This is a genomic window from Paracerasibacillus soli, assembly GCF_042432965.1.
GTDB lineage: Bacteria > Bacillota > Bacilli > Bacillales > Amphibacillaceae > Paracerasibacillus > Paracerasibacillus soli.
In genome coordinates this window covers 51,935-78,150 of sequence record NZ_JBHLWL010000003.1, presented here as the reverse complement: position 1 = coordinate 78,150, position 26,216 = coordinate 51,935, and the positions used below count along the sequence as shown (strand labels likewise).

Genomic DNA, 26,216 nt, shown 5'->3' with positions numbered 1-26,216 from the left:
ATCTAACATTACGTTGGACTTAAATGAAACCGCCGTATACGGAACCGTACGTACGGTGGTGTGAGAGGTCGGAGGTTAGTCACCTCCTCCTACTCGATTTGGGTAAAAAGTACTAAAGCGATGACTTGAAGTTATTTGGTTCTGTTTCTGAGACAGACGCTTGACTTGAAAAAGTCAATGTTTGATAGTGTATCAGTTGCTGTAAGGGGGTTTGACACTACTATCCTAACAACTCATGTACCATGCTAAGCATACACATACATGGTGTTTTCCTCCTCTCATATGAAGTGCATATATATGGGGAAGTGGATATGATTGTAAGAAAATAGTACAATTGTACTAGGGGGAGAAAGGAAACATGCAACAACGTGATCAACCTGTATACATTATTACTGAACGTACACAAGCGTTATATAAAAGCGAATCGTCTTATTACAAAACCGAGATATTAGAAAATGTAAAAAGGAAAAAATCAAGATTATCTTCACTAGAAATTATTGACTATAGTTGTATTGTTCAAGGTTCATCTACGCTAAAGGGGAGAATTGAATCGGTAATAAACACTTTTCAAATACATAATAAAGTACCGATAATGATCAATCCGGTAAAAGGGATTTATTTATTTCCAACAGCATCGATTAGAAGTCCCCATTGTGTTTGGCTTTCGTATTATCACGTATATTCCTATCATCAAGATGGCGCGCAGTGCTATATTGAATTTACAAATGGAGAAGGTATGTATGTTGCTGCCTCAGAAAACACGATTAAGATGCAACGTTTGCGAACAAGCCTTATTATCGCACAGGTGAACAAGCCATATTCATTCGAAAAAGTAAATAGCCCTTTTACGATTAAATTAAAATAATGAGGGACAAACACAAGGGAGGGTCAGATACCTGTTAGGAGTCTGACCCTCCCTTTTATGTCGTAGTGCGAAGCGCTTCCCCCACGTCACTGGTATTTAATATAAAATGAACATGTATGAGTGCAGTAGGCAATAAACGAAAAAGTGCAACTATTTGCTTGAGCTCCATGCAAGCTATCTTGTATACTAAGTACAATTAGCGCATGACTGACTGGTCAGTCATGCAGAGTGGCAAAATAATAAAAGGATCTTTTATCGCGGGTTAACCGGCTGTAAGACCCCACTGATTGAAGTTTCACTCACTATTTATTTTTTAACAACATATGATTGATATCTTTCTCTCGTTAAAAGCGTGTGATAGGAAAAGGTGGAGAACATGAATGAAAAAAAACAGCATATAATAGATGTTGGTTTGGCTCTTTTTTCACAAAAAGGGTATCATGCAACATCAATCCAAGAAATTGCAAATGAGGCCGGAATTTCGAAAGGTTCCTTTTATTTGTATTTCGAATCAAAGGAAGATTTTATTGCAACAGCATTTGAATTTTTTCATGAGCAACTTTCTGAAAGGCTTCATGAATTTTCTGGGGAAGAGCTAGCACCAAGGGATTTATTAGCAAAGCAAATCACGAGCATCATGACATATATGCTTCCATATAAGCATGTCATTATCATGTATATGCGCGAAAATATTTCCATAGGTGAAAAGATGGATGCGTTAATTACAAAAGTTAACACGCAAAACTTCCACTGGTTGCAGAATAGCATTCAACAAATTTACGGACAAAAGGTGAAAGCATTTCAATTCGATGCGATTATTTTGCTGGAAGGAATCATACAAAGTTATTTTAAATCGCTAGTTATGGGGCATATTGAAATGGATGTAACATCGATTGGTTCCTTTATCGTTCGAAGGTTAGATGATTTAGTTAATGGTATGTTAGAAAAAGAAAAGGCCTCATTATTAAATATAAATACAAACCAGAAATTCAAAAATAGTAATGATAAAACAATTGAAGCATATGTTTCACAACTTCAGTCAAAAATTGATGAGCTAGTTGTACTTGAAATGGAGAAACGAGAACTACAGGAAGTAATGGATGCATTACAAAAGGAGTTGGTAGAACCACAACCTCAAGCAGTTTTAATCCGCGGACTACTTGCACAACTCCAACGACACAGAGATTTAATCGGAATATGCGAACAATTGGCAGATGAGCTGGATATTAGATTGATTGAGGAAGTTTGAAAATGCAAGTGAATAATAGAATATTTAGGAAAACCTATAAAGAAATCTAAAATAAAGGAGACCCACTATGAAGCGAATTTTATTACTCATGATGATACTTTTGGTTACATTTTTAGCAGCATGTTCTGATGATGACCAGACAAGTAATGTAGCAAAAGAAAGAGTCACTGCGGTTGAAACAATGAAAGCAACAAAAGGTGATTTAAAAGTGGCACAATCTACATTTGGAAGAACGGAAGCATCACGTACAACACCAATTATGTTGCAAACCCCAGGTGAAGTAGCCGATGTGCAAGTAAAAGAAGGCGATCACGTTAAAAAGGATGATACATTATTTACGTTGAAAACACCTGCAGGGAATCAAACGATTAAGGCAACTAAAGACGGAGAAATCATTTCGTTAAAAGCAAAAGAAGCAGACATGGTTTCAAATGAAGAACCAGCTATTATTATTGCAGATACGGATACAATGCAAATCAACTTTGCAGTAACAGGTAAGATGCGCCAACATTTTAAGGTGGATCGAAAATTCACTACATATTATGAAGATGAAAAATATGAAGCAACAATTACTTCCGTTGGTCACATGCCAAACGATCAAGGATTATATCCAATTGAAGCAACTGTGAAAAATGATAAAGGGCATTTATTAACAGGCAGTTTAGTAGAAATTGATATTCCAGTTAAGAAAGTATCAGATGCAATCATCGTTCCAACAGCAGCTATTGTAGAGGAAGACGATGAAGCTTTTGTTTACGTTGTAAATGACGGTACAGTGGAAAAGGTCAACGTAACGATTAAAGAAACACAGTCAGATCAAACAGCAATAGAAGGTAAAGTGAAAAAAGGTGATCAAGTGGTGGTTACTGGGCAACTGACACTTTCCGATAAGAGCAAAGTGAATGTTGTGAAAGAAAGTGGGGAATAAATTTTGAAGCTTGTTAACACATCAGTCAAAAGACCAGTAGGCGTCATCATGATTGTCATTGCAATTATCGCATTAGGAATCGTTTCAATGCGGAACCTTGTAATCGATTTATTTCCTAAAATTGATTTGCCGATTGCAGTTGTTGCAACATCATATGGTGATGCTGCACCACAAGAAGTGGAAAACTTAATTAGTAGACCAATCGAATCGACGATTAGTTCTGTTGAAGGAATCAACACGGTGCAATCACAATCGCAAGCCGGTTCATCCCTCGTCTTGATGATGTTCAATAATGGTGTCGATCTAGACCAGGCCCTACTTGACGTACGAGAACGTGTTGATCAGGTGAAGGGGTTTCTCCCGGAACAAGCAGGCGATCCACGCATCATGCGATTTAGTCCGGAACAAATGCCTGTCGTTTGGGTAAGTGTGACTGGAAAAGACGCTGCGAAGCTAACTGAAATCGCCGACAATCAGTTGGTACCATTTTTTGAACGACAAGAAGGAGTTGCCTCTGTAACTGTAGAGGGGAGCAAAGAACGTGAAATTCAACTCATTTTAAATGAAGCGCATATGCAACAATACGGTGTAAATGCCCAATTGATTGCGCAAGCATTGCAAAGTCAAAATCGCTCCGCATCAGTTGGAACGGTAGAAAAAGGTGACAAAGATTTACAATTACGTGTCATTGGGGAATTTACATCATTAGAAGATATTGCACAAACGATTATACAAACTCCAACAGGTGCAACCATTCATATCGATGATGTGGCAGAAGTGAAAGATACATTTAAAACTGAAAAAGCAGAGACATTAGTAGATGGTGAGCCAGCACTTGTCTTATCGATGATGAAGAAAACAGATGCAAACACAGTTGCAGTTGCCGATAATATTCGTGATAGTTTAAAAGAAGTCGAGGAAACCTTACCAGAAGGTGTACATTTAAACGTTGTGATTGATACATCGGAGTTTATTACTTTATCCATTGACTCTGTAATACAAAATATTTTACTTGGCGGGATTATTTCCGTTTTAGTTTTGCTTTTATTTTTAAAGAGTATTCGTGCAACCATTGTAATCGGTGTGTCCATCCCGATTGCTGTTATTTCCACGTTTGCGCTCATGTATTTTACTGGCCAAACATTAAACGTCTTAACATTAGGAGGTTTAGCCCTCGGAATTGGAATGATGGTTGATAGTTCAATTGTTATATTGGAAAATATATATTCCTACCGACAAAGAGGGTATAGCTTATTTGAATCAGCGACAAAAGGGGCTTCCGAATTAGCACCAGCGGTTATCGCATCCACGACAACAACATTAGTCGTATTTTTACCAATTGTTTTTGTCGAGGGGATTGCCTCAGATTTATTTACACCGTTAGCTTTAACTGTTTCATTTTCACTCATTGCATCACTTGTTGTTGCCATTACGCTTGTACCGATGCTTTCATCGAAGTTATTAGCAAGTGCGATGGAAGATCACGGACGCCGTTATTGGTTTAACCGTGTCATGGAGCGGGTTAATCAAGCTTATGCAAATGGATTGAAACGTGTATTGAAATTCCGTAAAACGACTATTGCAGCAACGATTATCGCGATTGCCGGGAGTCTAGCACTTATTCCATTTATTGGGGCGGAGTTTATTCCAGGTGCTGATCAAGGCCAAATGCAAATTAGTTTAGAAACTACTCCAGGGTCTTCATTTGAACATACACAAAAAATCGTAAATCAAGTGAATGAAGAACTGAAGCCGTATGAAAAATATATGGAAACGAACTACGTAAGTGTTGGTGGCGGTGGCATGATGGGCGGAGGCGGTAGTGATACTGCGACATATATGATCCAATTATTACCTGCATCCGAACGCGACATGACAACAGTTGACCTAGTGGAAAAATTAGATGAAAAGCTTGCAACCATTGCTGGAGCAGAGATTAAAGTGAGTTCTATGGATAGTGGAATGAACATGGGAAGTCCGATTCAAATCGAATTAAGTGGACCAGAACATGAAGTCCTTCGTGAGTTAGCAGATGAAGTAGTAGAAACATTATCGCATATTAAGGGGGTTCACAATCCAGAAAGTGCCATCGGAGCTGGTGTCCCACAAATGGATATTTCCATTAATAAGGAAAGGGCAGCAGCATACGGAATGACACAAGACCAAATACTTAGCCAAATTCAACTGCAATTTACAGGCCAAGTTGCTAGTAAATACCGTGAAGCAGGTCATGAAATGGATGTAACCTTACTCTATCCAGAAGATAAAAGAAGTACCATTAGTGATTTAGAAAATATGAAAGTGCAATCACCAGAAGGTGCAACCATTCCATTAAATGAAATTGCTCAATTTAAAGAAATGCAAGGACCAGTCTCGTTATTACGACAAAACCAACAACCACAAATGAACATCACAACGGATGTCGTGAACCGAGACTTAAGCAGTGTTTCAAAAGATGTTGAAAAGGCCTTAGAAGAAATGAATTTGCCAGAAGGATATCGTTACAATATTGGTGGGCAAGTGGAAGATATGGTAGAGTCCTTCTCGGATTTAGCTAAAGCTTTAATATTCTCGATATTTCTTGTATATGCCGTGATGGCAATACAATTTGAGAATTTCCTATTTCCATTTATCATTATGTTCTCGATGCCAGCAACAGTAGTTGGGGTCATGTTAGGTTTATTTGTAACCGGAATCCCATTAAGTATTCCAGGCTTTATTGGGATTATCATGTTGGCTGGTATTGTCGTAAACAACGCCATCGTACTCGTCGATTATATTAATATATTACGAGGTCGTGGGATGGAGCGGCTTGAAGCAATTGTCGAAGCAGGACGGAGTCGTTTACGACCAATCTTAATGACAACACTAACGACTATTCTAGGTATGGTACCATTAGCATTAGCACTAGGAGAAGGTGCGGAAATGCAACAACCATTAGCTGTCACGATAATATTCGGACTTGGTGTTTCAAGTATCTTTACGTTATTCCTCGTCCCAGTCGTCTACACATACTTAGACGACCTAACCGCAAAAATAACAAGAAGAAAGCGAAAAGAAGTGGGGTCAGACCCCCAATAATATAAAAAGCTGTCCCTACACAGTGTGCGGGGACAGCTTTTTCATGTTATGTTCTTTTAGTTTTTCCAAACCTTCCGAACAACTTGATTGATCACTTCAGAAAACATGAGTCCTAACCCAATGCCTCCTGAAAGTAACATTACCTTTGTAACATATTGCATGGCAACTGCATAATCATTTTCAACAAAGTGGCGCATCGCATTATACGCCATACCGCCGGGAACAAGTGGAATGATCCCCGCAACATTAAATATAATAATTGGTGTTTTATAATATTTAGCAAAAACTTGACTTAACACCGCAATAAGCATCGCCGCAAAAACTGTGGCAGGAACGGAATCTATTCCTTTTTGAACTAAAATAAAATATAAAACCCAACCAAGCATACCGACAACGCCACATGGAATTAAACGATTGCGCGGGGCATTAAATATAACTGCAAATCCGCTTGCAGCAAAAAAGCTTGTACCTAACTGTGCAATAATGGTCATGATCACCTTCTCCTTACTGTTTACACAAAAAATCTAATGTGATATCAAGCAGTATATCATATGTAATTCCGTACATACGAATGATTATAAAAATAAGTAAGAATCCTCAATAGGCGGTCGCCCAAAAGATGAACAATCTATCCTGAAGCGGATAAGCTATCATCCAAAAGAGTTAAGGCTGCTTTCAGTATAAAGTAGTGTGCCAGCATGAAAATCGAATCGGTCTAGAAAAGATGCACTACTTAAAAGGAAGCACCAGAAAAAAGCTACACCAAGGCAAAAATAACTGCCACACCAGCACCGATAGCAGTTGCAGTTAAGAGCGCTTCTACCCCTTTTGATAGTCCAGCTACAAGATGACCTGCCATTAAATCCCGTACCGCATTAGTAATTGGAAGACCAGGAACAAGCGGCATAACGGCACCGATAATAATTTTGTCTACTTCCAATCCGAAGCTAATATAAACAAAAAAGACAGCGAGTAATCCGATAATAACCGAAGCACTAAACTCGGAAATAAACCGGATTTCCAGCACCCGTTCAAAAAATAACATACTAGCGAAACCAATTCCACCCGTAATGAAAGCAGGTAAAAAGTCAAACCAAGTACCACCAAACATAATGACAAAACACGCACTAGCCAAAGCCGCTGCAGCAATCTGCATCCAAATTGAAAAAAACATTTCCTTTTTAGCAATTTGATGTAATTTATGGATTGCGTCATCAATCGTTAATAATCCGGCGGCGATTTGCCGAGAAACTTGATTCACCTTCGTAATTTTATATAAATCGGTTGTTCTTTTCGTAATCCGTGTAGCATGGGAAGGTGTCTCCGGGGCAATTGAAAACTGTACACTAGTTGGTGTTGCATAGCTTTGTGGATTTTTCACATCAAACGCTGCCGCAATACGATTCATTGTATCCTCTACACGATGTGTTTCAGCACCACTCTGCAGCATAATCTGTCCTGCTAACAAACATATTTTAATAATATTTTTATCCGAAATATTTATATCTTCCACATCATCACCTACTTTACGATGAAATAATACAATGTACTCGCCGCTAATGAATATCGTGATGTGAGCTTAGAAGAGTCCAATTAACAAAGTAAAACTTCAATTAGTATGGGTCTTGCAGCCATTTAACCTACGATAAACTATATTCATTATAGTAGTTAATCGCCACCTTGCAAACTATTGTCGATTAATCGCAGGAAGGATAGGGAGGAGCGGGATTGTAGTGATTAGGTTGAAGTTTCCTGGAATCACGTTGAAGAATAACTAGTCAAGTTGAGGTTTCCTAGAATCGTGTTGAAGAATAGCGTAGGCATGTTGAAGAATTCCGGAATCGTGTTGAAAAATACCGTAGTCAAGTTGAAGTTTTGCCAGTACCATAATGAACAATTGTTTGGCGTATTGATTTCTTTGCCTTGCGCACGCAGCTAACCGCACAGAAGGATGGCAAGTAGAAATTCCACTCGCATCCTATTGTTTCAAAGAGCATGCATATGTCCCAACGATAAAATTACTCCAAAAAAATTCCACCGCTACATATCACGTGCGGTGGGATTTGCTTCAGATTATAAATAAAATAATTAGTTCGGTAACATCATCATGAGTGACACAATAGATATGATCGGTATTGCAGAGGAAAGCGTCACACCAATCATGGCAAATGTGTTCATAAAGTTTTTCATTTCCTTTTCTACATCAAATGTCCGTTGTAAAAACATAAAGAATGTCGCAAAGCCCATTAAGATGAGAATAAGAATGCCTGGAATGAATAGTTCCTCGATTGCTTCAACTTGTTGCATGTGTATAAATCCAAAGACAATTAGTATAATTGGAATTAATTCAGCAAGTGCTACACCGACAAAAAACATCGTTTGGACACGTTCTTTACGATCTGGATTTTCTTTGATTTTCTCCGTACAAATTTTAAAAATAATTGCAGTTGGAATAACCGCCAACACAGTAGCTATAACATATAAATATGGACTCAAAATTCTCCCCCCTTTGTGAATGAATCACTTATATATTCATTATAGTAGCAAGGGTGGAGAGGGGCAATAGTACTTTTGGATGGGCAGGGTGGAAACTGTGCCTAACACCTTTAAAATATGATGGATAAGGTATTAGGCACTTTTACTTTTAGTGTTATTTTATAATCCAATCATATAATTCTTGGGACTCAATCGAAAGGCTTCCGCCAAGTCCAACTAAATTTAGTTTGAAAATGCCGTTTACAGAGGTGTCTAAACCGCTACCGAGAGCTTTTTTACCACTCTTGTCATATATATCATAAGTAATAAGTCCATGGTCATGAATATTTTCAATCAGTTTCATATCACCATAAGTACGCTCAAACTCTCCATCTTCATCCCCCCATAAAAATCTCAATGACACGCTTTCCTTGATCATCTACGTAAAATTCAATTTCTTTATTATTTGTATATAACTTTTCCTTATTGAAGTTTGCTTGGTATATCATCTCACCTGTATAAAGAATAGGTTCTTCAGGATCTGGGTCGTCTATTTCATCTACTTGTGAGGTGATGACTTCTAACTTTAGGTTTCCAGTTTTCCCTTGAAAGGCAATATCATTATTTCCATGTGGCCAATCAACTAAAATACGAAACGCTTCTTTATCATGTTTAAGTTTAAATGTTGTTGCCAAATCGACGTCTATCCAGTTTTCTCCCATCTTTTTTTGCATAGTTATAATGAAAGGTGTAGTTCCATCCTTTGGAAACAGCCCACCACTAGGATTTAACTGAATATGATATGCCACAGGTAACACAGTTTGATTTCTTTCAATTTCAAAGTAAAATGCTTCCACTGTATCCATACCAGGATATAGGTCTCCATCTAAATTGAATTGGTTGTCATCAATTGTTTGTCCTTTATCGTTTACCACGTCTACGTCAAACTTTGCAGCTGACACAACGTTATGATCACTTGTGAACTTTTTACTGAAGTATGCAGTAGTACCTACCATCGCAAGGACGATAATTGCTAATGCAATGGAACTATACAAAATTCTTTTCCTCAAAATAAATTACCTCCCACTCGTTTGGAATTAGGGTTATGCTTTTGGAAGCAGTAGGGGATGTGCGAAAACCTCTACTGCTTGTATGATTTATCAATCACAAATACTTGTGAAGCGGAGTTTACGAGATTATTTTCTTTCTATTAACCAGTCACTTGCAATATCCCAATTACCATCACCTAAGTTTGTTAGTATGACATCGATTGGTTTGACATTTTGATGAAAACGCACACCAATCTTGAAGGTGTCTCCAACCTCTGCCATATCATGTTTGAAATATTCCACACGATATAATCTTTCTTCTCCGCGAATGACTGCCGAAATCATTAACGGTTTATCCAAATCGTATCTAATCACACTAGTTGTTACTTCCGCTGATATATTTTCTAACCAAAGTTGCGTAAAGGATGTTTCATCTGATACATCATAATATACATAGCGTGATTCGACTTTTGCATTAAGCTTAGCTTGTAGCGTTTCTGCCTTTGCTAGTAATTCACTTTTCTCCTTACCATTGGCTAATCCATTCACGTAGTTTAATAGCTCATCAATCAACTCTTGTACTGCATCTGATTGAGCCTTTGAAAAGTTTCCACGGTTTATACCGCTGTCATTATGAACTTTATCGAGACCTTCTAATGCAGCCTTTGCTTCTTGATACATTTCTTTAGCAATGTCGGGATTACTACCATCGACTTGGGTTGCAATAACTTCTAATTTCAAATGGCCATCTTTTCCTTGGTAATCAATATCGTTTTCACCATGTGGCCAGGATAGTAAAATTCGATAACTTTCTATATCATTTTCAGGTGTGAATGTTTCTGTGTAGTCAACTTCAGTCCATTTACCATCAAGCTTTCTTTCTAATTTAAGAACGATTGGTGTGTCACCATCTTTTGGAAATAAGTCACCGCTAGCATGTAAATTTACACTATATGCAAGTGGTAGTGTTGTGTTGTTCTTCTTTATATGGAACTGATATACTTCTTTTTCCTCCAACCCTGGGTAAAGATCTTGATTGAGGTCGAACTCTGCATTTCCAATCGTTGTCCCATCTTTATTTACTACGTCGACATCAAATGTTGCGGCAGTTGCAATGTTTTGATCACTTACAAATTCCTTGACGAAATATGCTATCGAGCTAGAAATTGCAGCAACAAGTAAAATAGCTGCGGCTATAATAAAATACGAAGATCTTTTTTTCATTTGAATTCCTCCATTTTCATTAAGTTATTAAATTTGATAAATGTACGTAATCGCTAATTCATGTTAAAAAGGAAATTCAGGACAGGTTAACTTTTAGTAAACAGCGGTACTACAACTTTGAGATAAAAAATAGTAACAGCGCTCACTTTCATTTTTTCTCACGTAAGAAAAATACTTAAATGGACTCTCCATAACATGGTGTAGGTCTTGGCTGCGGAATAAAAAAATAAATGATGACAATCTTGAGGTATAAAGTATAAAATTAATCAAAGCTATGCGATTCGTGCTGTAAATAACGGTTCATGTCTACTCGTATCATCACCTCCCTTCATGCTCGTCCATTAACCTATGTCGTGCTCTTTTGTTCAGGTTCAAATATAAATCTGCGAAGAACACGTATGGTGAATGAAAATAAAATAATACCAATTACAATGGATAAACCTATTGGACTTTTAATGAAATTTGCGATATAGCCAGCCTTTGGTATATGAAAAGATAGACCACCGATTAAGTTATCAGGGGAAACCAAATCTTGATCATGCATATTATTTGCATCGCCTTTTGTTACAAAAAAAGGTACTTCGTCTTGCATCTGAATATCAAAGACCCGATGAGTAACGGGTATGTTGCCCTCAGTTACAAAAGTAATAATATCTCCTACCATAATACTTTTTGGATCCGTATCTTTAATTACGGCAATATCTCCCGGATTTAGATTTGGTTCCATGCTCCCGGTTAAAATATTCATCATTTTATAGCCAAAGATAGAAGGAATAGCTTCTGGGTTATCCTTTGTTTTTAAAATGGCCACAAGAGCAAAAGCTGCGATGATGAAAGAGAGAAAAACAATAAGATTTCCTACCCATTTCATAATTTTCGTCAAAACTCATCACCTCTGTTTCATATAATTAACACTATCGTTCAATATAACGAACAACTAGAGCAAGAAAAATTCCGTATTAATTACGGATGTTTTGGGAATATATGGAATACGCCTTACAGATTAATGGCTCATTACAAGTTACTGCTACTCAATTCATATAGTATACTATTTGAAATAGACTGACAAGTAGAACATATATTAACTTTCGGTTTGCAATACGAAATGTTATGAATTTCATCTAAATTCGACACGTATATGATAAGAAAAAGCCATATGGAAAATATAAAATGAAAGGATTTGAAAGCATGATAAGTTGGGGGACAGGACAGTAGAATCTCCAATTTGGTTTAATTTGCAATCGGATGGAAAGTTCGAAAATCCCTACTGTTTGTAGTTTCACTTTATACAATATGACTTTTAATAAGAAGAGGGTAAAATCGAAATAGTATTCGTATTTTCGTCCAAACTAGTTATAAGAAACGCATTTGCAAAGAACCTGCTATAATATAAGACAAGCATGACTTTTATCTTAGGAGAAATGAATATGTTAAATTTTACACTTTTAGGCGGCGCATTTCTCATCGCATTTTTGGTATCTTTTTTTGCTGTGTACCCTATAAAAAAGTTTGCCATTCGATTTGGAGTCGTTGACTTTCCTGAAAAACGAAAAATACATAAAATAATAACGCCCAGACTAGGCGGACTAGCGATTTTTATTGGATTTCTAGTGGGGATTTTATTTTTACAACCGGAACATGAGCATTTAAGAGAAATAATATTTGGTGCGATTGTCATTGTCATTACAGGTGCACTTGATGATAAATATACACTCCGACCAATTGTGAAACTTGCAGGACAAATCATTGCTGCATCTTTCCTTATATCTGACGGTCTGATTATTAGTCGGATTACATTGCCTTTTGTTGGCATGGTTGATCTCGGTTTTATAAGTGTCCTCGTAACGCTGTTATGGGTTGTAGGAATTACGAACGCAATCAATCTAATAGATGGACTAGATGGACTTGCTACTGGGATTACAACGATTGCACTTACAAGTATGTTTGTAATGGCAATCATTGATGTAAGAGTGATGGCAGCATATTTATGTATCGTATTAATAGGGGCAAATCTTGGGTTTTTATATCATAACTTTTATCCCGCAAAAATTTACATGGGTGATACTGGATCGAACTTTTTAGGTTATATGATTGCAGTAGTTTCGATGCTAGGTTTATTTAAAAATATTGCATTGTTTAGCTTTATTATTCCAGTCATTATCTTGGCTGTGCCGATTTTTGATACATTTTTTGCGATTGTTCGTCGGTTACATAATAAAGAAAGTATTATGATGGCGGATAATAAACATATCCACTATCAAATTTTAGCAGCAGGGTATAGTCATCGTAAGACCGTGCTTATATTGTATGGCTTTAGTGCCCTATTTGGTATTCTAGCCATACTATTTTCAAAAGCTAGTATGATGACGACGCTTATCATTACGGTACTTGTATTAATATTATTACATATCATTGCTGAGATGGGTGGTTTAGTATTAGGAGGTAAAAAGCCCGTTTTAAACTTCTTGGGCAAAATATTTAAGCGAAAAAATAAAGGAAGCTAATCAGACTAGACCATAAACTGAAACGCATATTAAAAGGAATAAAGAAATAAAAGGGTCTGACCCCTTAATTACTGGGGGTCAGACCCTTTTGTGCTTAGTTGATTAAGAACTAAAGGACTTTTTTCTTCTGAAAAATACCGTTAGTAAACCAACAAGAAGCAATGCTGTTCCTATAGCCATGTAATTAAACATGCTTGTTGCAGTTTTTGGAATTTCCTTACCGTCTCCGTCATCACCTGGTTTTTCAGGATCAGTTGGTTCGACTGGAACAGGTAATTCATCATCATCGTCACCTGGCTCTTCAGGATCTGGAGTAGGTTTTCCTGGCTCACCTGGTTCTCCTGGCTCACCCGGTTCTTCTGGCTCACCTGGTTTTCCTGGCTCACCTGGTTCTCCTGGCTCACCCGGTTCTTCTGGCTCACCTGGTTCTCCTGGCTCACCCGGTTCTTCTGGCTCACCTGGTTCTTCTGGCTCACCCGGTTCTTCTGGCTCACCTGGTTCTCCTGGTTCACCCGGTTCTCCTGGCTCACCCGGCTCCTCAGGAACTATAATGTTGCTTACCTCAATGAGGAAGACACCTTGTTCTTCATCACTATTTTGGGCATAAACAGTATAGATTCCGTTTTCGCTTACTTCAAATGATTTTGTTTCTAAATCAATTTCTTCACCAGCTTCAGCAAAGTCTGCAATAGACTTAGCGCCTGCTAACCATTTCAATTCAACAAGCTCATCTTCAGATTCAACTGTAATCGTAACCGGATCTTCAGTTGGCTCTGTAGTAGATGGTACAAGTGCTACATTAACTTCACCTTGTTCAGGATCAACAATGTTTAATACTGAAATAGTTTGTACTGCCTCAACTTCATCACTGTTTTGTACGTAAACAGTGTAAACTCCATTTGCCTCAACATCGAATGACAATGCTTCGAGATCAATGTCATTTCCAGCCTCTGCGAAATCTTCAACTTCTTTATTACCTTCTAGCCATTTCACTGCAGTTAGATCAGCTTCACTGTCTGTTTCAACAGAAATTGTTACTGGTCCTTCAGTAGCTTCTGTAGTAGAAGGAGTTAATGAAATATTAATTTCTTCTGGAACTTCTGGTTCCTCAGGTTCGCCCGGCTCTTCTGGCTCCTCAGGTTCTTCACCTTCAACGACTACATTTACTGATTCAGCCGCACCATTTGCAACAATATCTTCAACGTCTACTGTCACCGAGTATTCACCATTCTCTAGGTTAGCTAAGTCAATTGTAAATGAACCATCTTGGTTAAGCGTCACTCTTTCATTTTCAACAACAACATTACCTTCTGCGTCAGCAACATCATAAGTTGTGATTAATTTTTCGTTTACATCATATGGTAATTCATAAGCTTCAACAACAGATTTAAAATCAATAAATTTATCTGTTACAGATCCGTTTAATACATTTACATCAGATGCCTGTAAGTCAATTACTGGTTCGGATGTTTTTACGTAGAAAGGTCCATCAGATCCTAATAGATCAATATTTTCTCCCCATGAGTTATAGTCAACTGTATAGACCCCTTCAGGAATAGGCTTTTCTACATTATTTCCGAGAATAAAGTCAAACCAATCAACATATGTGCCATCAATTGTTAGCGTATAGTATCCGGCACTGAGACCTTGGGCTGCTAATAAACCAATATAACCGTCACCCCAAGCTCCACCATCTGGATTGGCCATATCCCACAGTTCAATTGTCATCTGGTCTTCATCGTGTAGTAGTCCTAGGTTTAAATTAGTTACATCATGCTTTCCATCACCGTTCGGTGAAATAGCATAGTCATCTAAGAAGTAATATTCTAGGCCATATGCATTATCCTCTGACAATTTCGCTGCATATGGTAATGAAAGTTCTGTACCATCTCCGTTAATGTGGATGTATCCAAAAATCTCATCGCCGGATACTTCACCTTCTGCACCAACAGTTAAGGAGACTTCAAGTAATTCTGTTCCATTTAATGTAAAGGAAGATTTGTCTACTGTCACATCAGTACCTGATGCACCTTTTGTAACTTCGACCTCCACATTATATGTTCCAGAACCTTTCACTTCAATTTCTTTTGTAACAGTTTGTGCTGCATCACCTGGAAGGACATTACCAAATGTGACAGTGCCCTTTCCGTAATTTACCTCATTACCTTCTACAACGCGGCTATCTTTCGCATAAGCTAGTGCTTTTGCTGAAAGAGCTTTAACAGGTTGGACAAGTCCAGGTCCTTGAGCAAATACATCAAATTTATTCGTGTCTAGCACTTTTGCTGTATTTGAAAGAGCAACCTTGATATCTTCTGGTCGCCAATCTGGATTTTCGGCTTTTAGAAGGGCCGCAATACCTGCAACATGTGGTGCTGCCATACTTGTACCAGTTTTACGGTCGAATGCTTTTTCGTAACTAGCATTAGGGTAATCTCTCTGATATGCAGGAATTGTTGACATAATATTTGTTCCTGGTGCAACAACGTCTGGCTTAATATCAAAGTTTGGCTTAGTCGGTCCACGTGAACTTGAGTCGTTTACCGTATCACCTTCTGTTAGAGATTCATCGAAATTACTGAACGATACTTTTCCAACATGACTTTCTAGTGCATTTCTTAATGCTTCTCCTTCTTCAGTAGACATATCAAATGCCGGAAGGAAATCAAAAGAGTCACCTAGATTAACATTCGCTGGGCCGGAACCTGTATTGTTATGAATAATTGTTGCAACTGCTCCAGCATCTTTTGCAGCGTAAATTTTATCTACAAAAGGTATGTCACCTCTAGAAATAAGGGCTACTTTACCATCTACATCTAGACCTTCAAAATCCTTTGCTTCACCAACACCAGGGACAGCTACAAGGTCATACTCACCTGTTAGTACGTCTGCTGGGTTTGTCCCAAATGTAAATGACATTAACGCAATATTAGATTCATTCGTGTAATCACCAGCTTCAACATGGACAGAAGCTGCATACAAGACTTCTGGTAATGTTGTGTTACCAACTGCAATCCCGAGTGGGGAAGAAGCTGGACTACCAATTGTTCCACGGCCAGGTCCACTATTACCTGTTGCAGAAACAACTGTTACACCAGAAATTGTCGCATTGTCTGCTGCAATAGAGCTTGGATCAGTCTCGCTATTTGCTCCACCGCCAAGGGAAAGGTTAATAACATCCATTCCGTCTTCTACAGATTGCTCAATACCACCGATAACCCAAGATGTTGATCCACTACCGTATGCTCCTAATACACGATATGCATATAAATCAACTTTAGGTGCGATACCTTTAATACCATACTCATTAGCGCCGATAGCTGCAATTGTTCCAGCCACGTGTGTACCGTGAGAAGTATAGTATGTATGTCCTGTTGCATTTACTTCTGGCATATGGTCTGGTTTATCTAAAGGTGTTGTTTCATATGGATCATCAGCTTCACGCGGGCGAGCATAGTCATCGTTGTGGACGACAAAGTTTTTTCCGCCTTTGTAAATGCCTGCAAATTCAGGGTGGTCATAATCAATACCAGTATCAATTACCCCAACCTTAACACCTTCACCTTCATTACCATTATTCCAAATTTCAGGAATCCCTAAATGTGGAACACTGTCAATCATACTAGCATTCATTTCATCATCTTTTGTGATGACTTCAAGTGCATGAACCTCTTCATCTGGGTCAACACTTACGACACCATCTAAAGCAGCTAATTTATCGATGTCACTAGCGTTTACTGTTAATGCAACAGCATTAATTGTTTGGCTGTATGTATAGCCTTTTGTGAAATTTACTTTCTCTGCCTTTAACTGCTTTTCGAATTTAGCTTGTTGTGCCTTTACTTTGCTTTTCACATTTGTTGCTTGTGAAGTAGAAAAGGCTTTTCCTTTTAATGTATGTTTACCCTTTTCTAAAGCAACAGGTGCTTCTGATAATTGAACAATAACAGAAACCTTTTGGTTACTAGATCTACCTTGTTTTTTTAGTTTTGGGTGAATATCTGCTTTTCGTTGTAATTGTGTTTCTTGCTTTGCAATTGCACTTTTTAATTGAGATAGCTTAGCAAGTCTTTCAGTAGCATTTATTTCTTTTACACGATCAAGATCATTTGCTTTTCCAGCGTTTGCTGAAACAAACATTGGATTAATGAGAGAAAAGATGAGTATAAATGCTAGAAGACTACTAAATAACCTATTTCTTCTTACCTTCTTCAAAAATATTCCTCCCTTATAGCTTATTTTGTTTAAAACTAGCAAACTACTATTTTAAAATACACATCACCTCATTTTTATATTTCATTTCTATATTCAATTGTGCATAGCATATTCGTAGCACAATTAAATAACATGGATCATGTGATAAAGAGGTAAATCTCCTTTATCACATGTCATATTCTATTAGGAGAACGACATGACTGGGCATTTTTTCCCAATGTTCTCCTGTGAGAACGATTGTAAGTATTATAGGGTTCTTGTAGAAAAATGGCAAGTGATTTTTTGTATTTTCTATATATTTAAAAGAAATTAGTTCTTTAGACTATTTGAAATAGTACCATATACCTATATGGCCCAATTCAAGTCATACGAAGGACCGAATTAAAAATAGGCCTGACTAAATAGAAATGACTAAGTCTTATGGACTATGGAAAAAATCACGTTAATTGTCGAAATTAATAAGTGAACGGAAGGTAGGTGAGGTATTTTAAAATAAAAAAGTATAGACAAAAAAACAGAGTCACTTTAAAAGTAGACTCTGTTTCTATTTTATAAACTATTGTTGTGGGTTATATAAAGGTTGTTCTAGGTTGTATATACTTTTAACCAACAATTCACTAGCGTTTCCTTTTGAATATTTATTCCAATCCTCTGCAAAAGCTCTAATTCTTTCCATATCAAATGTATTTTCTTGAATTACACGAATAATATCAGTCGTTGTGTGGACAACAGGACCTGGAACTAATGTTTCATATTTTTGCCAAAATCCTCTTGTCTCTGCATATTTTTCTAAATCATAGGCGAAAAATATCATAGGCTTTTGTAAGAATGCAAATTCAAATGGTATGGAAGAATAATCGGTTATTAAAATATCCGTAACAGTTAATAAGTGATTGATAGAATATTTCTCGGAAACATTGTATGAAAATCCCGGGTATTTATTTTGAAAATGCCCGTTAATTGCGGGATGCAACTTGATAAAAAGTACATAGTGTTGTCGTAATGTTCGATAAAGCATGTCCACTTGAAGTGCGATTTTTACTTCATCTAACTCGTCATCACGAAAAGTTGGTGCGTATAAGATTACTTTCTTTTCCTTAATTATTGGAAAGTCATTTTGCATTGTTCGAACGACTTTATTTATATTTTCCTCGTCAAAGAAGAAATCCGTTCTTGGAACACCTGTACGTAACATACGTTCAGCTGGTAACCCAAAACTATCTTGAAAAATTTCTGCCATTTTATCTGAACCAACGACAACATGGTCAAAATGACTATACACTTTTTGAAAGCGGGTAAGTGCACGGGATGATCTCTTTTTTATAGAAGGATCATGCAATCCAAATTGTTTGATTGCCCCAGCCGCATGCCATAATTGAATGCAACGAACATTTTTCTTGAAATTCGTAGCAGCTAAAAAACCATAGTAATTGTCGATAAAAATGGTCCGAGAAGTAGCCAGATGATATATGGAACGCAACCAATCGATTACATGCCTTGGTTCAAAGTTAAGAATAATTCGAGTTGAATGCGTATCTGTAAAATCAACTGAGATTTGGGACGTTTTTAAAATGACAACTTGTTCATCCGTCAGTTTATCTATTTCCTTAACAGTGTACAAAATGTTATCCCCAAAGGAAGCAACACAAGTAGTTTTTTTCTTTTGGGGGAAGATTTTGCAAAAAAGAAAGATTATACGAAAAACAAGTAGGTAGATAGTGATTGCAAGTTCTCTAGCCATTTTTTGCTTCGTTTAAATCTTCTTTGATTTTAGTTGTTGAAATTCCTACTGTACGTGGCAAGTAAACGACTTCACAATATTCCTTTAAAAAGTCAAACTTACCTTCCCAGTCATCTCCCATAACGAATACATCTACATCGTGTTTTTGAACATCTTCTACTTTTTGTTCCCAATTGTGTTCAGGAATAACTTCATCTACATAACGGATTGCTTCTAAAATAGCCTTACGTTGTTCAAATGTATAGTATGCTTTTTTTCCTTTAAGGGCATTAAATTCGTCTGAAGAAATAGCTACAATTAAATAGTCGCCAAATTCCTTCGCACGGCGTAAAAGATTAATATGACCTGTATGCAGTAAATCAAATGTGCCATATGTGATTACTTTTTTCATTTTGATTGGAGCCTCCGAATAAATTTGATTTTAAATAATTATATTGTAAGCTAAAGAAGTTTACTAAACGTCTTGAGTCATTGTCCCATATAGATACTTCTGTTTAGTATACTACAAATCCGTAAATTATTAAAATGGATTTTACCCTACCTAATACAGAGTACGATTTATATTTATAAAATGCCTTTAATTTATTTATGTCAAGAATAATAAAAAGAGATATTCACCTTTCCTTAGCGCAACTAGCTGAATTTTGCTCGCGTTAGAAAATTAAGTAATTAGACAATTTAGCATAATTGACCTACCATGTATGTTAAGATAGTGAAAGTAATTATTTATAAAGAATGATTATTAGTAAAAGGAGTACTTGTTAAATGAGTAAAATATCCATTATAGTTCCCGTTTACAATACGGAGGAATTTGTTGAATTATGTATCGAATCTTTATTGAAACAAACATACCGTGATATTGAAATTGTTTTAGTAAATGACGGAAGCAGTAAAAATTGTAAAGTTTTACTTGAAAACATTGCAAAACGAGACAAAAGAATTAAACTTTTTCATTTAAATGAACAAAGTGGGGTAGGTGCGGCAAGAAACTTAGGTATAACAAAAGCGACAGGGGAATGGCTATATTTTGTTGATAGTGACGATTATGTTCCGGAAAAGACTTTGGAAATATTACAAAGCAATATAAAAGAAAAATCTCTCATCGTAGGTAGGATACGAAATACATATTTTGATAATTCAACGACAGTCATACTGGAGGGAGTATATGCTGTAAAAAAGTATTGGAATGAAAAAAGGTATCATGTGATAAAAAGACTTACTGCAGTAAACATGTTAATAAGAAGAGATTTTGTGACACAACATCAACTCTTTTTCTCAGAAAAGGTAGCGGTATATGCAGATGTATCGTTTATTTTTCCTGCTGTTTTGTATAGTAATCAAATAGCTTATATGAAGGATGCCATTTACTTCCATAGAAAGCGACTTGAACCGTCATCTCAACCACCGCTTATGCAAAGAAATGAAGCGGAGGTAATTAAAGACTATTTGTTGATGTATAATGAAGTGAAAAATAACTACGATGAAGAAGAATTACAAAACTTTATAGATGTGCATTTTTTAAACTTTTATCGTAAAAAGATTATTACTTTTTATAAACATCACGATGAAAGTCAGCTATTTGAAGAAGTGTCAACTGCAATGGGGCGCGTTGCTCCTGAGTTAATCAAAAAATATAATTGGATATTAAAAAGGGAGACAAAGGCACTCGTACAAAGAAATTTGGATAAATATCGAAGGATAAGTAAGCGTCATCATTTTTTGCGCGACCTTAGAAGGGGCATTTCTACAAAAAGGAGATTTAATATTTTCCTTTATCGAAGGTTCTTTTCTCAAATGAAAATGAGCGAAAGACTCGTTGTATTTGAAAGTTTTGCAGGCAAAAGCTATTCGGATAATCCAAAATACATATATGAATATATGACTAAACAAAATATGAACTTTAAATTTGTTTGGATTTTGAATGGAAAGAAAAAGTTACCAGGAAGTGCCATTCAAGTAAAGAGGTTTAGCATTCGTTATTTTTATTATTTTGCAAGGGCTAAATACTGGGTAAGTAATAGTCGTCTTCCAAAATACTTAGACAAAAGAGAGGGGGCCTTTTATTTGCAAACATGGCATGGCACACCATTAAAACGACTAGCACAAGATATGGATGCAGTTTACATGCCGGGAACTAATACACAACGGTATAAGCGAAACTTTTATGAGCAATCAAGAAGATGGGACTATCTTATTTCACCAAATCCTTATTCCACGAAAGTCTTTCGCCAAGCATTTCTTTTTAATAAAGAGATGTTGGAACATGGTTATCCAAGAAATGATATTTTATATCAGAAAAACAATCAAAAAGACATAATGAAATTGAAACGTAAATTAAAGATACCAGTAGATAAAAAGGTGATCCTTTATGCCCCGACGTGGAGAGATGATGAGTTTTACGGAAAAGGTGCATATAAATTCAATTTGAAATTAGAGTTGGATACATTACAACAACATATTAGTAAAGATTATGTCATTATTCTACGCTTACATTATCTTATCGCTGAACATATTGATTTAACAGGATATGAAGATTTTGTATTTGAGTTTACATCACATGATGATATCGCCGAACTATATTTAATATCAGACATATTGATCACTGATTATTCATCTGTCTTCTTTGATTATGCGAACTTAAAACGGCCTATTTTATTTTTTACCTATGATTTGGAAAAATACCGTGATACGTTACGTGGTTTTTATATTGATATGGAAAAGGAAATTCCGGGACCGCTTTTAATGACAACGGATGAGGTTGTGGAGGCAATTTTAAATATAGATACATTATCAGAAAAATACGAGGAGAAATATAAGCAATTCCACGATAAATATTGTATGTGGGATGATGGAAATGCAGCAGAAAAGACGGTGCAGCATGTATTTAAATAAAAAACCTGGTACGTGATTCAATCACGTGCCAGATTTTTCTTATTTATAAACTGGTACATCAAATATTAAAGAATAGTTATCTAGTAAATCGTAGTATTTTTTAATATTATATGTTTGTTTTTCTGCCCAAGCAATGTCAGTAGCATATTGATGGGTTGCTACTCCTGATTTAACCATGGCTTCGGGATTCCACTTCATTTTATACAACGTGTCTTGCCCTTTATTTATATATCTATCAGCAATGAATTTTGCTCCACCAACGATAGCTTTTTCAGGCGTTGTCCAGTCTTGATCATATGCAAATTTCAAACCACATTGGTATGGGGAATTACAAGAATCCGCAGCACCAATACCGTACATATTATAAACCTTCTTACCGTTGTAAGTTCCGCCCTTTGCAAGGTCAGATGTACCGTTTCCAGTTTCTAGCATTGCATGCGAAATTAAATAAATTTCATTGATATTATGATCTTTTGCCGCTTGTATAAAGGAACTTGCTTTACCTTTAAAAATACCTTTATCATAGAGAATCTTTTGGTTCACTTCTGCGACGTGTAAACCTGCACTACTAGAAAGCTTTAAGAATTGGAAATACTCTGTAGAGTTTTTATTTACATTGCTAGGATCTAAATACGGAAGTGTATCTTTCTCCAATGCAATAATCCAAGTAGAAAACTTATAAAAGTCACCTTCAGTTTGATAAACGGTAATCGCATCTTTTGTATAACGTTCATCTAGTTTTCCTACAACACTATGAGCTGTACTTGGTCCGCTACGGACATTCCAACCGGTACCAGTTACTACCCATTTACCATTTTTATTTTCCAATGCATTCTTGTGCACATACGCTGTTGCATAAGTTTTCGGTTGTGCCTTTATTTGTAAGTCTAAGGCCTTTTCTAATGTTATATCATATTTAGTTTGTGTGTATGCCACTGTATCTGTACTTACATCGTTTTTATGGAAATAACCAGACTTTCTTTGACCATTCACAATAACGCTTGCTTCATACCAATTAGGGGAAAAGGTTTTAAATTTAATTAAACTCCCTTTTGCATAGCTCTTTAATACAGAGGCCCCTGTTGAAGGTATAGAATAGACATTTGTTTTGGCCTTAAGCGCCATTCCTTCCACACTTTTCTGAGTCTGATAAATTTCTTCTACATCTTTTTTCGCGATATAGCCAGTATGTTGTTTACCATTAACAAAAACAGTCGCTTCGTACCAGGCATTTGAAAAGGTTTTAAATTTTAAAATGGTCCCTTTTTTATAAGATTTAAGTACTCCTGAACTAGTAGAAGTAGATTTGTAAACATGAGTAGAACTATTTAAGCCAATCCCACGCAAATCCTTTTGCTGTTCAATAGCATTTTCAACATGTGATTTATGGATATACCCAGTATGCTTTTTGCCATTTACATAGACAGTTGCCTCGTACCAATTGGTCGTAAAGGTTTTATATTTTAGAAGCGTACCTTTTGCATATGACTTATGTGCCCCTGAACTAGTAGAAGCAGATTTATAAACGTGAGTTGGACTTTTTAAGCCAATTCCACGTAAATCCTTTTGTTTTTCAACAGCATTTTCAACATGTGATTTGTGTATATACCCGGTATGTTTTTTACCATTTACAATAACCGTAGCTTCGTACCAATTATTTGTAAAAGTTTTATATCTTAGTATGGACCCCATTGCATATGACTTAAGTATTCCTGAACTAGTAGAAGTAGACTTGTATACATGGGTAGAATTATTTAAGCCAATTCCAATCAAATCTCTCTGCTGGGAAGTGGAATTTTCAACATCATTTTTATGAATATACCCAGTGTGTGCTTTACCATTTAAATAAACCGTAGCTTCATACCATTCAGTGGTAAAAGTTTTATACTGTAAAACAGATCCAAGAGCATAACTTTTTAGAACTTTAGAGTTTTTATCCTGCTTTTGATAGACATTTGTTGGACTTTTTAAAGCAATCCCCTTCAATGACTTCTGTGCGGCACTGAAAGTAGCGATAGTAGGTTGAACTTCACTTTCCTGCTCTACCTGTTCCGAGGTACTCTCTTCTTCTGGCTCATCTGTTACCTCATCTAAATCTGTCGAAGAATTATCCGTGTCTTCACTTTCTATTTCAGCATCTGCGTCTTCTTCGTCAACGACGTTGTCATTTTCAAGCGTCCCATCGGTTTCTTCGGTAGACTCTTCTTTATCGTCTAGCGTTCCATTTGTGTCTTCGGAGGATACCATAGAATCCTCTTCTACATTAATATGTAGGAATTGATTGTCGATATAACCTTGTACGATACCTAAAGTATCATCTTCGAACTCAACGTAAGAAACGTCAGCTAATTGTTCTAGTAAAATAACCGTATCATTATTCGCTAAGTAGGTTAATATTTTACTAGACGGATTTTCATCCTCTGTTAACGGGATTTGTTCATCTTCATCGAGTGTTTGTACAGTAGCCCGTTCTACGTTTGTGCCTTCATGTTGAACTTCTGCATGTATGGTCGCAGCCGGTATAAATGCCGTATAGAATAGTAACACAAATATGGATAAATATAGACCGAATAACTTAAATCTCTTCATTTATGGCATGTTCACTCCTTATTTAGTTTTAATGTGCTGAAATAAATCAATCATCCTTCCTAGATTGCAGATAAGCTAACAAATACCATTATGACAAAAAAACTAGCTAATGTTAAGTAGAATCATAGAAAAAAGATAGGTAAATAGAATTAGGACATTTTCAGTGATGGGAATTTAGTCATGTAAAATGAATAAAAACGTTGAAGTGGAAGTGTTTTACGGGTCAAAAGTAATAGTTCTAAGGGTTTAAGTTAAGAATAAAGGAATTCAAGTTTTAGTAAGATTTATAACAGTGGAATTTTACTGAGTAGGGTAAGGGGGATTTTAAAGAAAATATGATAAGGTATTCAAAGATAAATTTGTCTTTTATATTGGGAGTTAGTATAATTTATAAATGGTAAGTTATAGTCAAAAGGACAAATATCATATTTAAAATTGCTTATAAAAGTTTTAATAGACGAATTGGACGAGTACAATTATAATCTATAAGGAAAAAGATTAATGGGTATAATTATAATGTAAGTACAGTTTATCAAATCAATAATATTAAGTTGAAGGGATATACGTTATGAAATCTGCATGGTTGGTTATTAAGGAACAAATCCAACATTTTTATTTGATCCGAAGATTGTCACTTTATGAATTAAAGAGTAATAATAAAAATAATTATTTAGGTATATTATGGGAGTTTTTAAATCCAGCAATACAAATCCTTATTTACTGGTTTGTATTTGGAACTTTAAGGAGTAGAGCACCTGTAGAAGTTGGGAATGTGGAGATACCATTTTTCACATGGTTATTAGCTGCTTTCTTTTTATGGACTTTCTTTTATCAATCAACAATACAAGGCTCAAAATCAATTTATTCTAGATTACGAATGTTATCGAAGATGAATTTTCCAATGAGTATCATACCGAGTTATGTAATCTTTTCACAGTTTTATATACACCTCGTTATGATTACAGTTTCCGTTATCATCTTCCAATTTCTAGGTTTTTATATTAATATTTACTATTTGCAACTACTATATTTTTTACTGGCAGGCTATAGTTTAATGTTAGCTATTTCGTTGATTACGTCAACGCTATCGACAATTGTTCGTGACATACATATGTTACTCAATTCTGCGTTGCGAATGATGTTATATGTTTCAGGAGTTTTATGGCCATTATCGATACTAAGTGATCATCCAGTATTATTAAAGTTTCTTAATTTGAATCCTGTGCTCTATCTCGTTGAAGGTTATCGGGCAGCATTTTTTGGTACCGAATGGTATTTTATTACACACTGGCAGTATTCACTTTATTTCTGGGGACTAGTATTCGTTTTATTTTTGATTGGTTCTACATTACACGTGAAATTTAGGAGACATTTTATTGATTTCTTATAGAAGGTTCGTGATAC

At 36.2% G+C, this 26,216-nt stretch carries 18 protein-coding genes; 7 read left to right on the top strand and 11 right to left on the bottom strand.

Translation table 11 applies throughout. The features are described 5' to 3' along the window. The first annotated feature begins 358 nt into the window (after positions 1-358). The 4 genes from ACFFIS_RS01615 (at position 359) to ACFFIS_RS01600 (ending at position 6,123) form a co-directional block, all read left to right on the top strand. A complete protein-coding gene (locus tag ACFFIS_RS01615) occupies positions 359-865 on the top strand; it encodes a competence protein ComK (RefSeq protein WP_390185881.1) in 507 nt (168 codons plus the stop codon). 376 nt (positions 866-1,241) lie between these two features. Then, complete coding sequence (locus tag ACFFIS_RS01610; RefSeq protein WP_390185880.1) at positions 1,242-2,114, top strand: TetR/AcrR family transcriptional regulator; 873 nt, start codon at positions 1,242-1,244, stop codon at positions 2,112-2,114. A gap of 67 nt (positions 2,115-2,181) precedes the next feature. Next, positions 2,182-3,042 carry an efflux RND transporter periplasmic adaptor subunit gene (locus tag ACFFIS_RS01605; protein ID WP_320380253.1) on the top strand — a complete coding sequence of 287 codons (861 nt, stop codon included), beginning with the start codon at positions 2,182-2,184 and terminating at the stop codon, positions 3,040-3,042. A gap of 3 nt (positions 3,043-3,045) precedes the next feature. Beyond that, positions 3,046-6,123: an efflux RND transporter permease subunit gene (locus tag ACFFIS_RS01600; protein ID WP_390185879.1), complete on the top strand. Its 3,078-nt coding sequence runs from the start codon at positions 3,046-3,048 to the stop codon at positions 6,121-6,123. Positions 6,124-6,179: 56 nt separating this feature from the next. On the opposite strand, the gene ACFFIS_RS01595 is transcribed toward ACFFIS_RS01600, so the two are convergent. The 7 genes from ACFFIS_RS01595 to ACFFIS_RS01565 all read right to left on the bottom strand — a co-directional run bounded on the left by ACFFIS_RS01595 (position 6,180) and on the right by ACFFIS_RS01565 (position 11,754). Then, positions 6,180-6,614 carry a threonine/serine exporter family protein gene (locus ACFFIS_RS01595; protein WP_390185878.1) on the bottom strand — a complete coding sequence of 145 codons (435 nt, stop codon included), beginning with the start codon at positions 6,612-6,614 and terminating at the stop codon, positions 6,180-6,182. Positions 6,615-6,880: 266 nt separating this feature from the next. Then, entirely contained in the window at positions 6,881-7,636 is a 756-nt protein-coding gene (locus ACFFIS_RS01590) for a threonine/serine exporter family protein (protein ID WP_320380249.1), read from the bottom strand. A gap of 575 nt (positions 7,637-8,211) precedes the next feature. After that, positions 8,212-8,619, bottom strand: a complete 408-nt coding sequence (locus ACFFIS_RS01585; RefSeq protein ID WP_320380248.1) for a hypothetical protein — start codon at positions 8,617-8,619, stop codon at positions 8,212-8,214. Positions 8,620-8,773: 154 nt separating this feature from the next. After that, on the bottom strand, positions 8,774-9,016 hold the full coding sequence (locus ACFFIS_RS01580) for a hypothetical protein (protein ID WP_390185877.1): 243 nt from the start codon (positions 9,014-9,016) through the stop codon (positions 8,774-8,776). Then, positions 8,994-9,668 (bottom strand): hypothetical protein, encoded by a 675-nt coding sequence (locus ACFFIS_RS01575; RefSeq protein ID WP_390185876.1) that lies wholly within the window; start codon positions 9,666-9,668, stop codon positions 8,994-8,996. The genes ACFFIS_RS01580 and ACFFIS_RS01575 overlap by 23 nt, the downstream gene beginning before the upstream one ends. Positions 9,669-9,794: 126 nt before the next feature. After that, the gene (locus ACFFIS_RS01570) at positions 9,795-10,871 is read right to left on the bottom strand and encodes a Rossmann-fold NAD(P)-binding domain-containing protein (protein WP_390185874.1); all 1,077 of its coding nucleotides are present in this window, start codon (positions 10,869-10,871) and stop codon (positions 9,795-9,797) included. 346 nt (positions 10,872-11,217) lie between these two features. Continuing rightward, a complete protein-coding gene (locus ACFFIS_RS01565) occupies positions 11,218-11,754 on the bottom strand; it encodes a signal peptidase I (protein ID WP_390185873.1) in 537 nt (178 codons plus the stop codon). A 544-nt stretch (positions 11,755-12,298) separates the two neighbouring features. Here ACFFIS_RS01565 and ACFFIS_RS01560 point away from each other — a divergent pair. After that, positions 12,299-13,375: a glycosyltransferase family 4 protein gene (locus ACFFIS_RS01560; RefSeq protein ID WP_390185871.1), complete on the top strand. Its 1,077-nt coding sequence runs from the start codon at positions 12,299-12,301 to the stop codon at positions 13,373-13,375. A 102-nt stretch (positions 13,376-13,477) separates the two neighbouring features. Here the strand turns inward: ACFFIS_RS01560 and ACFFIS_RS01555 are convergent, their stop codons facing one another. The 3 genes from ACFFIS_RS01555 to tagD form a co-directional block, all read right to left on the bottom strand. Next, on the bottom strand, positions 13,478-17,590 hold the full coding sequence (locus ACFFIS_RS01555) for a S8 family serine peptidase (protein WP_390185870.1): 4,113 nt from the start codon (positions 17,588-17,590) through the stop codon (positions 13,478-13,480). 556 nt (positions 17,591-18,146) lie between these two features. Beyond that, complete coding sequence (locus ACFFIS_RS01550) at positions 18,147-19,211, bottom strand: CDP-glycerol glycerophosphotransferase family protein (protein ID WP_390185869.1); 1,065 nt, start codon at positions 19,209-19,211, stop codon at positions 18,147-18,149. A gap of 112 nt (positions 19,212-19,323) precedes the next feature. Continuing rightward, positions 19,324-19,722, bottom strand: coding sequence for a glycerol-3-phosphate cytidylyltransferase (tagD, locus tag ACFFIS_RS01545; RefSeq protein WP_320380234.1), 399 nt, complete (start codon positions 19,720-19,722; stop codon positions 19,324-19,326). Positions 19,723-20,096: 374 nt separating this feature from the next. Between tagD and ACFFIS_RS01540 the strand changes: the two genes are divergently transcribed. Further along, positions 20,097-22,223, top strand: coding sequence for a bifunctional glycosyltransferase/CDP-glycerol:glycerophosphate glycerophosphotransferase (locus ACFFIS_RS01540; protein WP_320380233.1), 2,127 nt, complete (start codon positions 20,097-20,099; stop codon positions 22,221-22,223). 39 nt (positions 22,224-22,262) lie between these two features. On the opposite strand, the gene ACFFIS_RS01535 is transcribed toward ACFFIS_RS01540, so the two are convergent. Next, a complete protein-coding gene (locus ACFFIS_RS01535) occupies positions 22,263-24,812 on the bottom strand; it encodes a glucosaminidase domain-containing protein (protein WP_390185867.1) in 2,550 nt (849 codons plus the stop codon). Positions 24,813-25,380: 568 nt separating this feature from the next. On the opposite strand from ACFFIS_RS01535, the gene ACFFIS_RS01530 reads away from it, so the two are divergent. Then, entirely contained in the window at positions 25,381-26,202 is an 822-nt protein-coding gene (locus tag ACFFIS_RS01530) for an ABC transporter permease (protein ID WP_320380228.1), read from the top strand. Positions 26,203-26,216 lie beyond the last annotated feature (14 nt).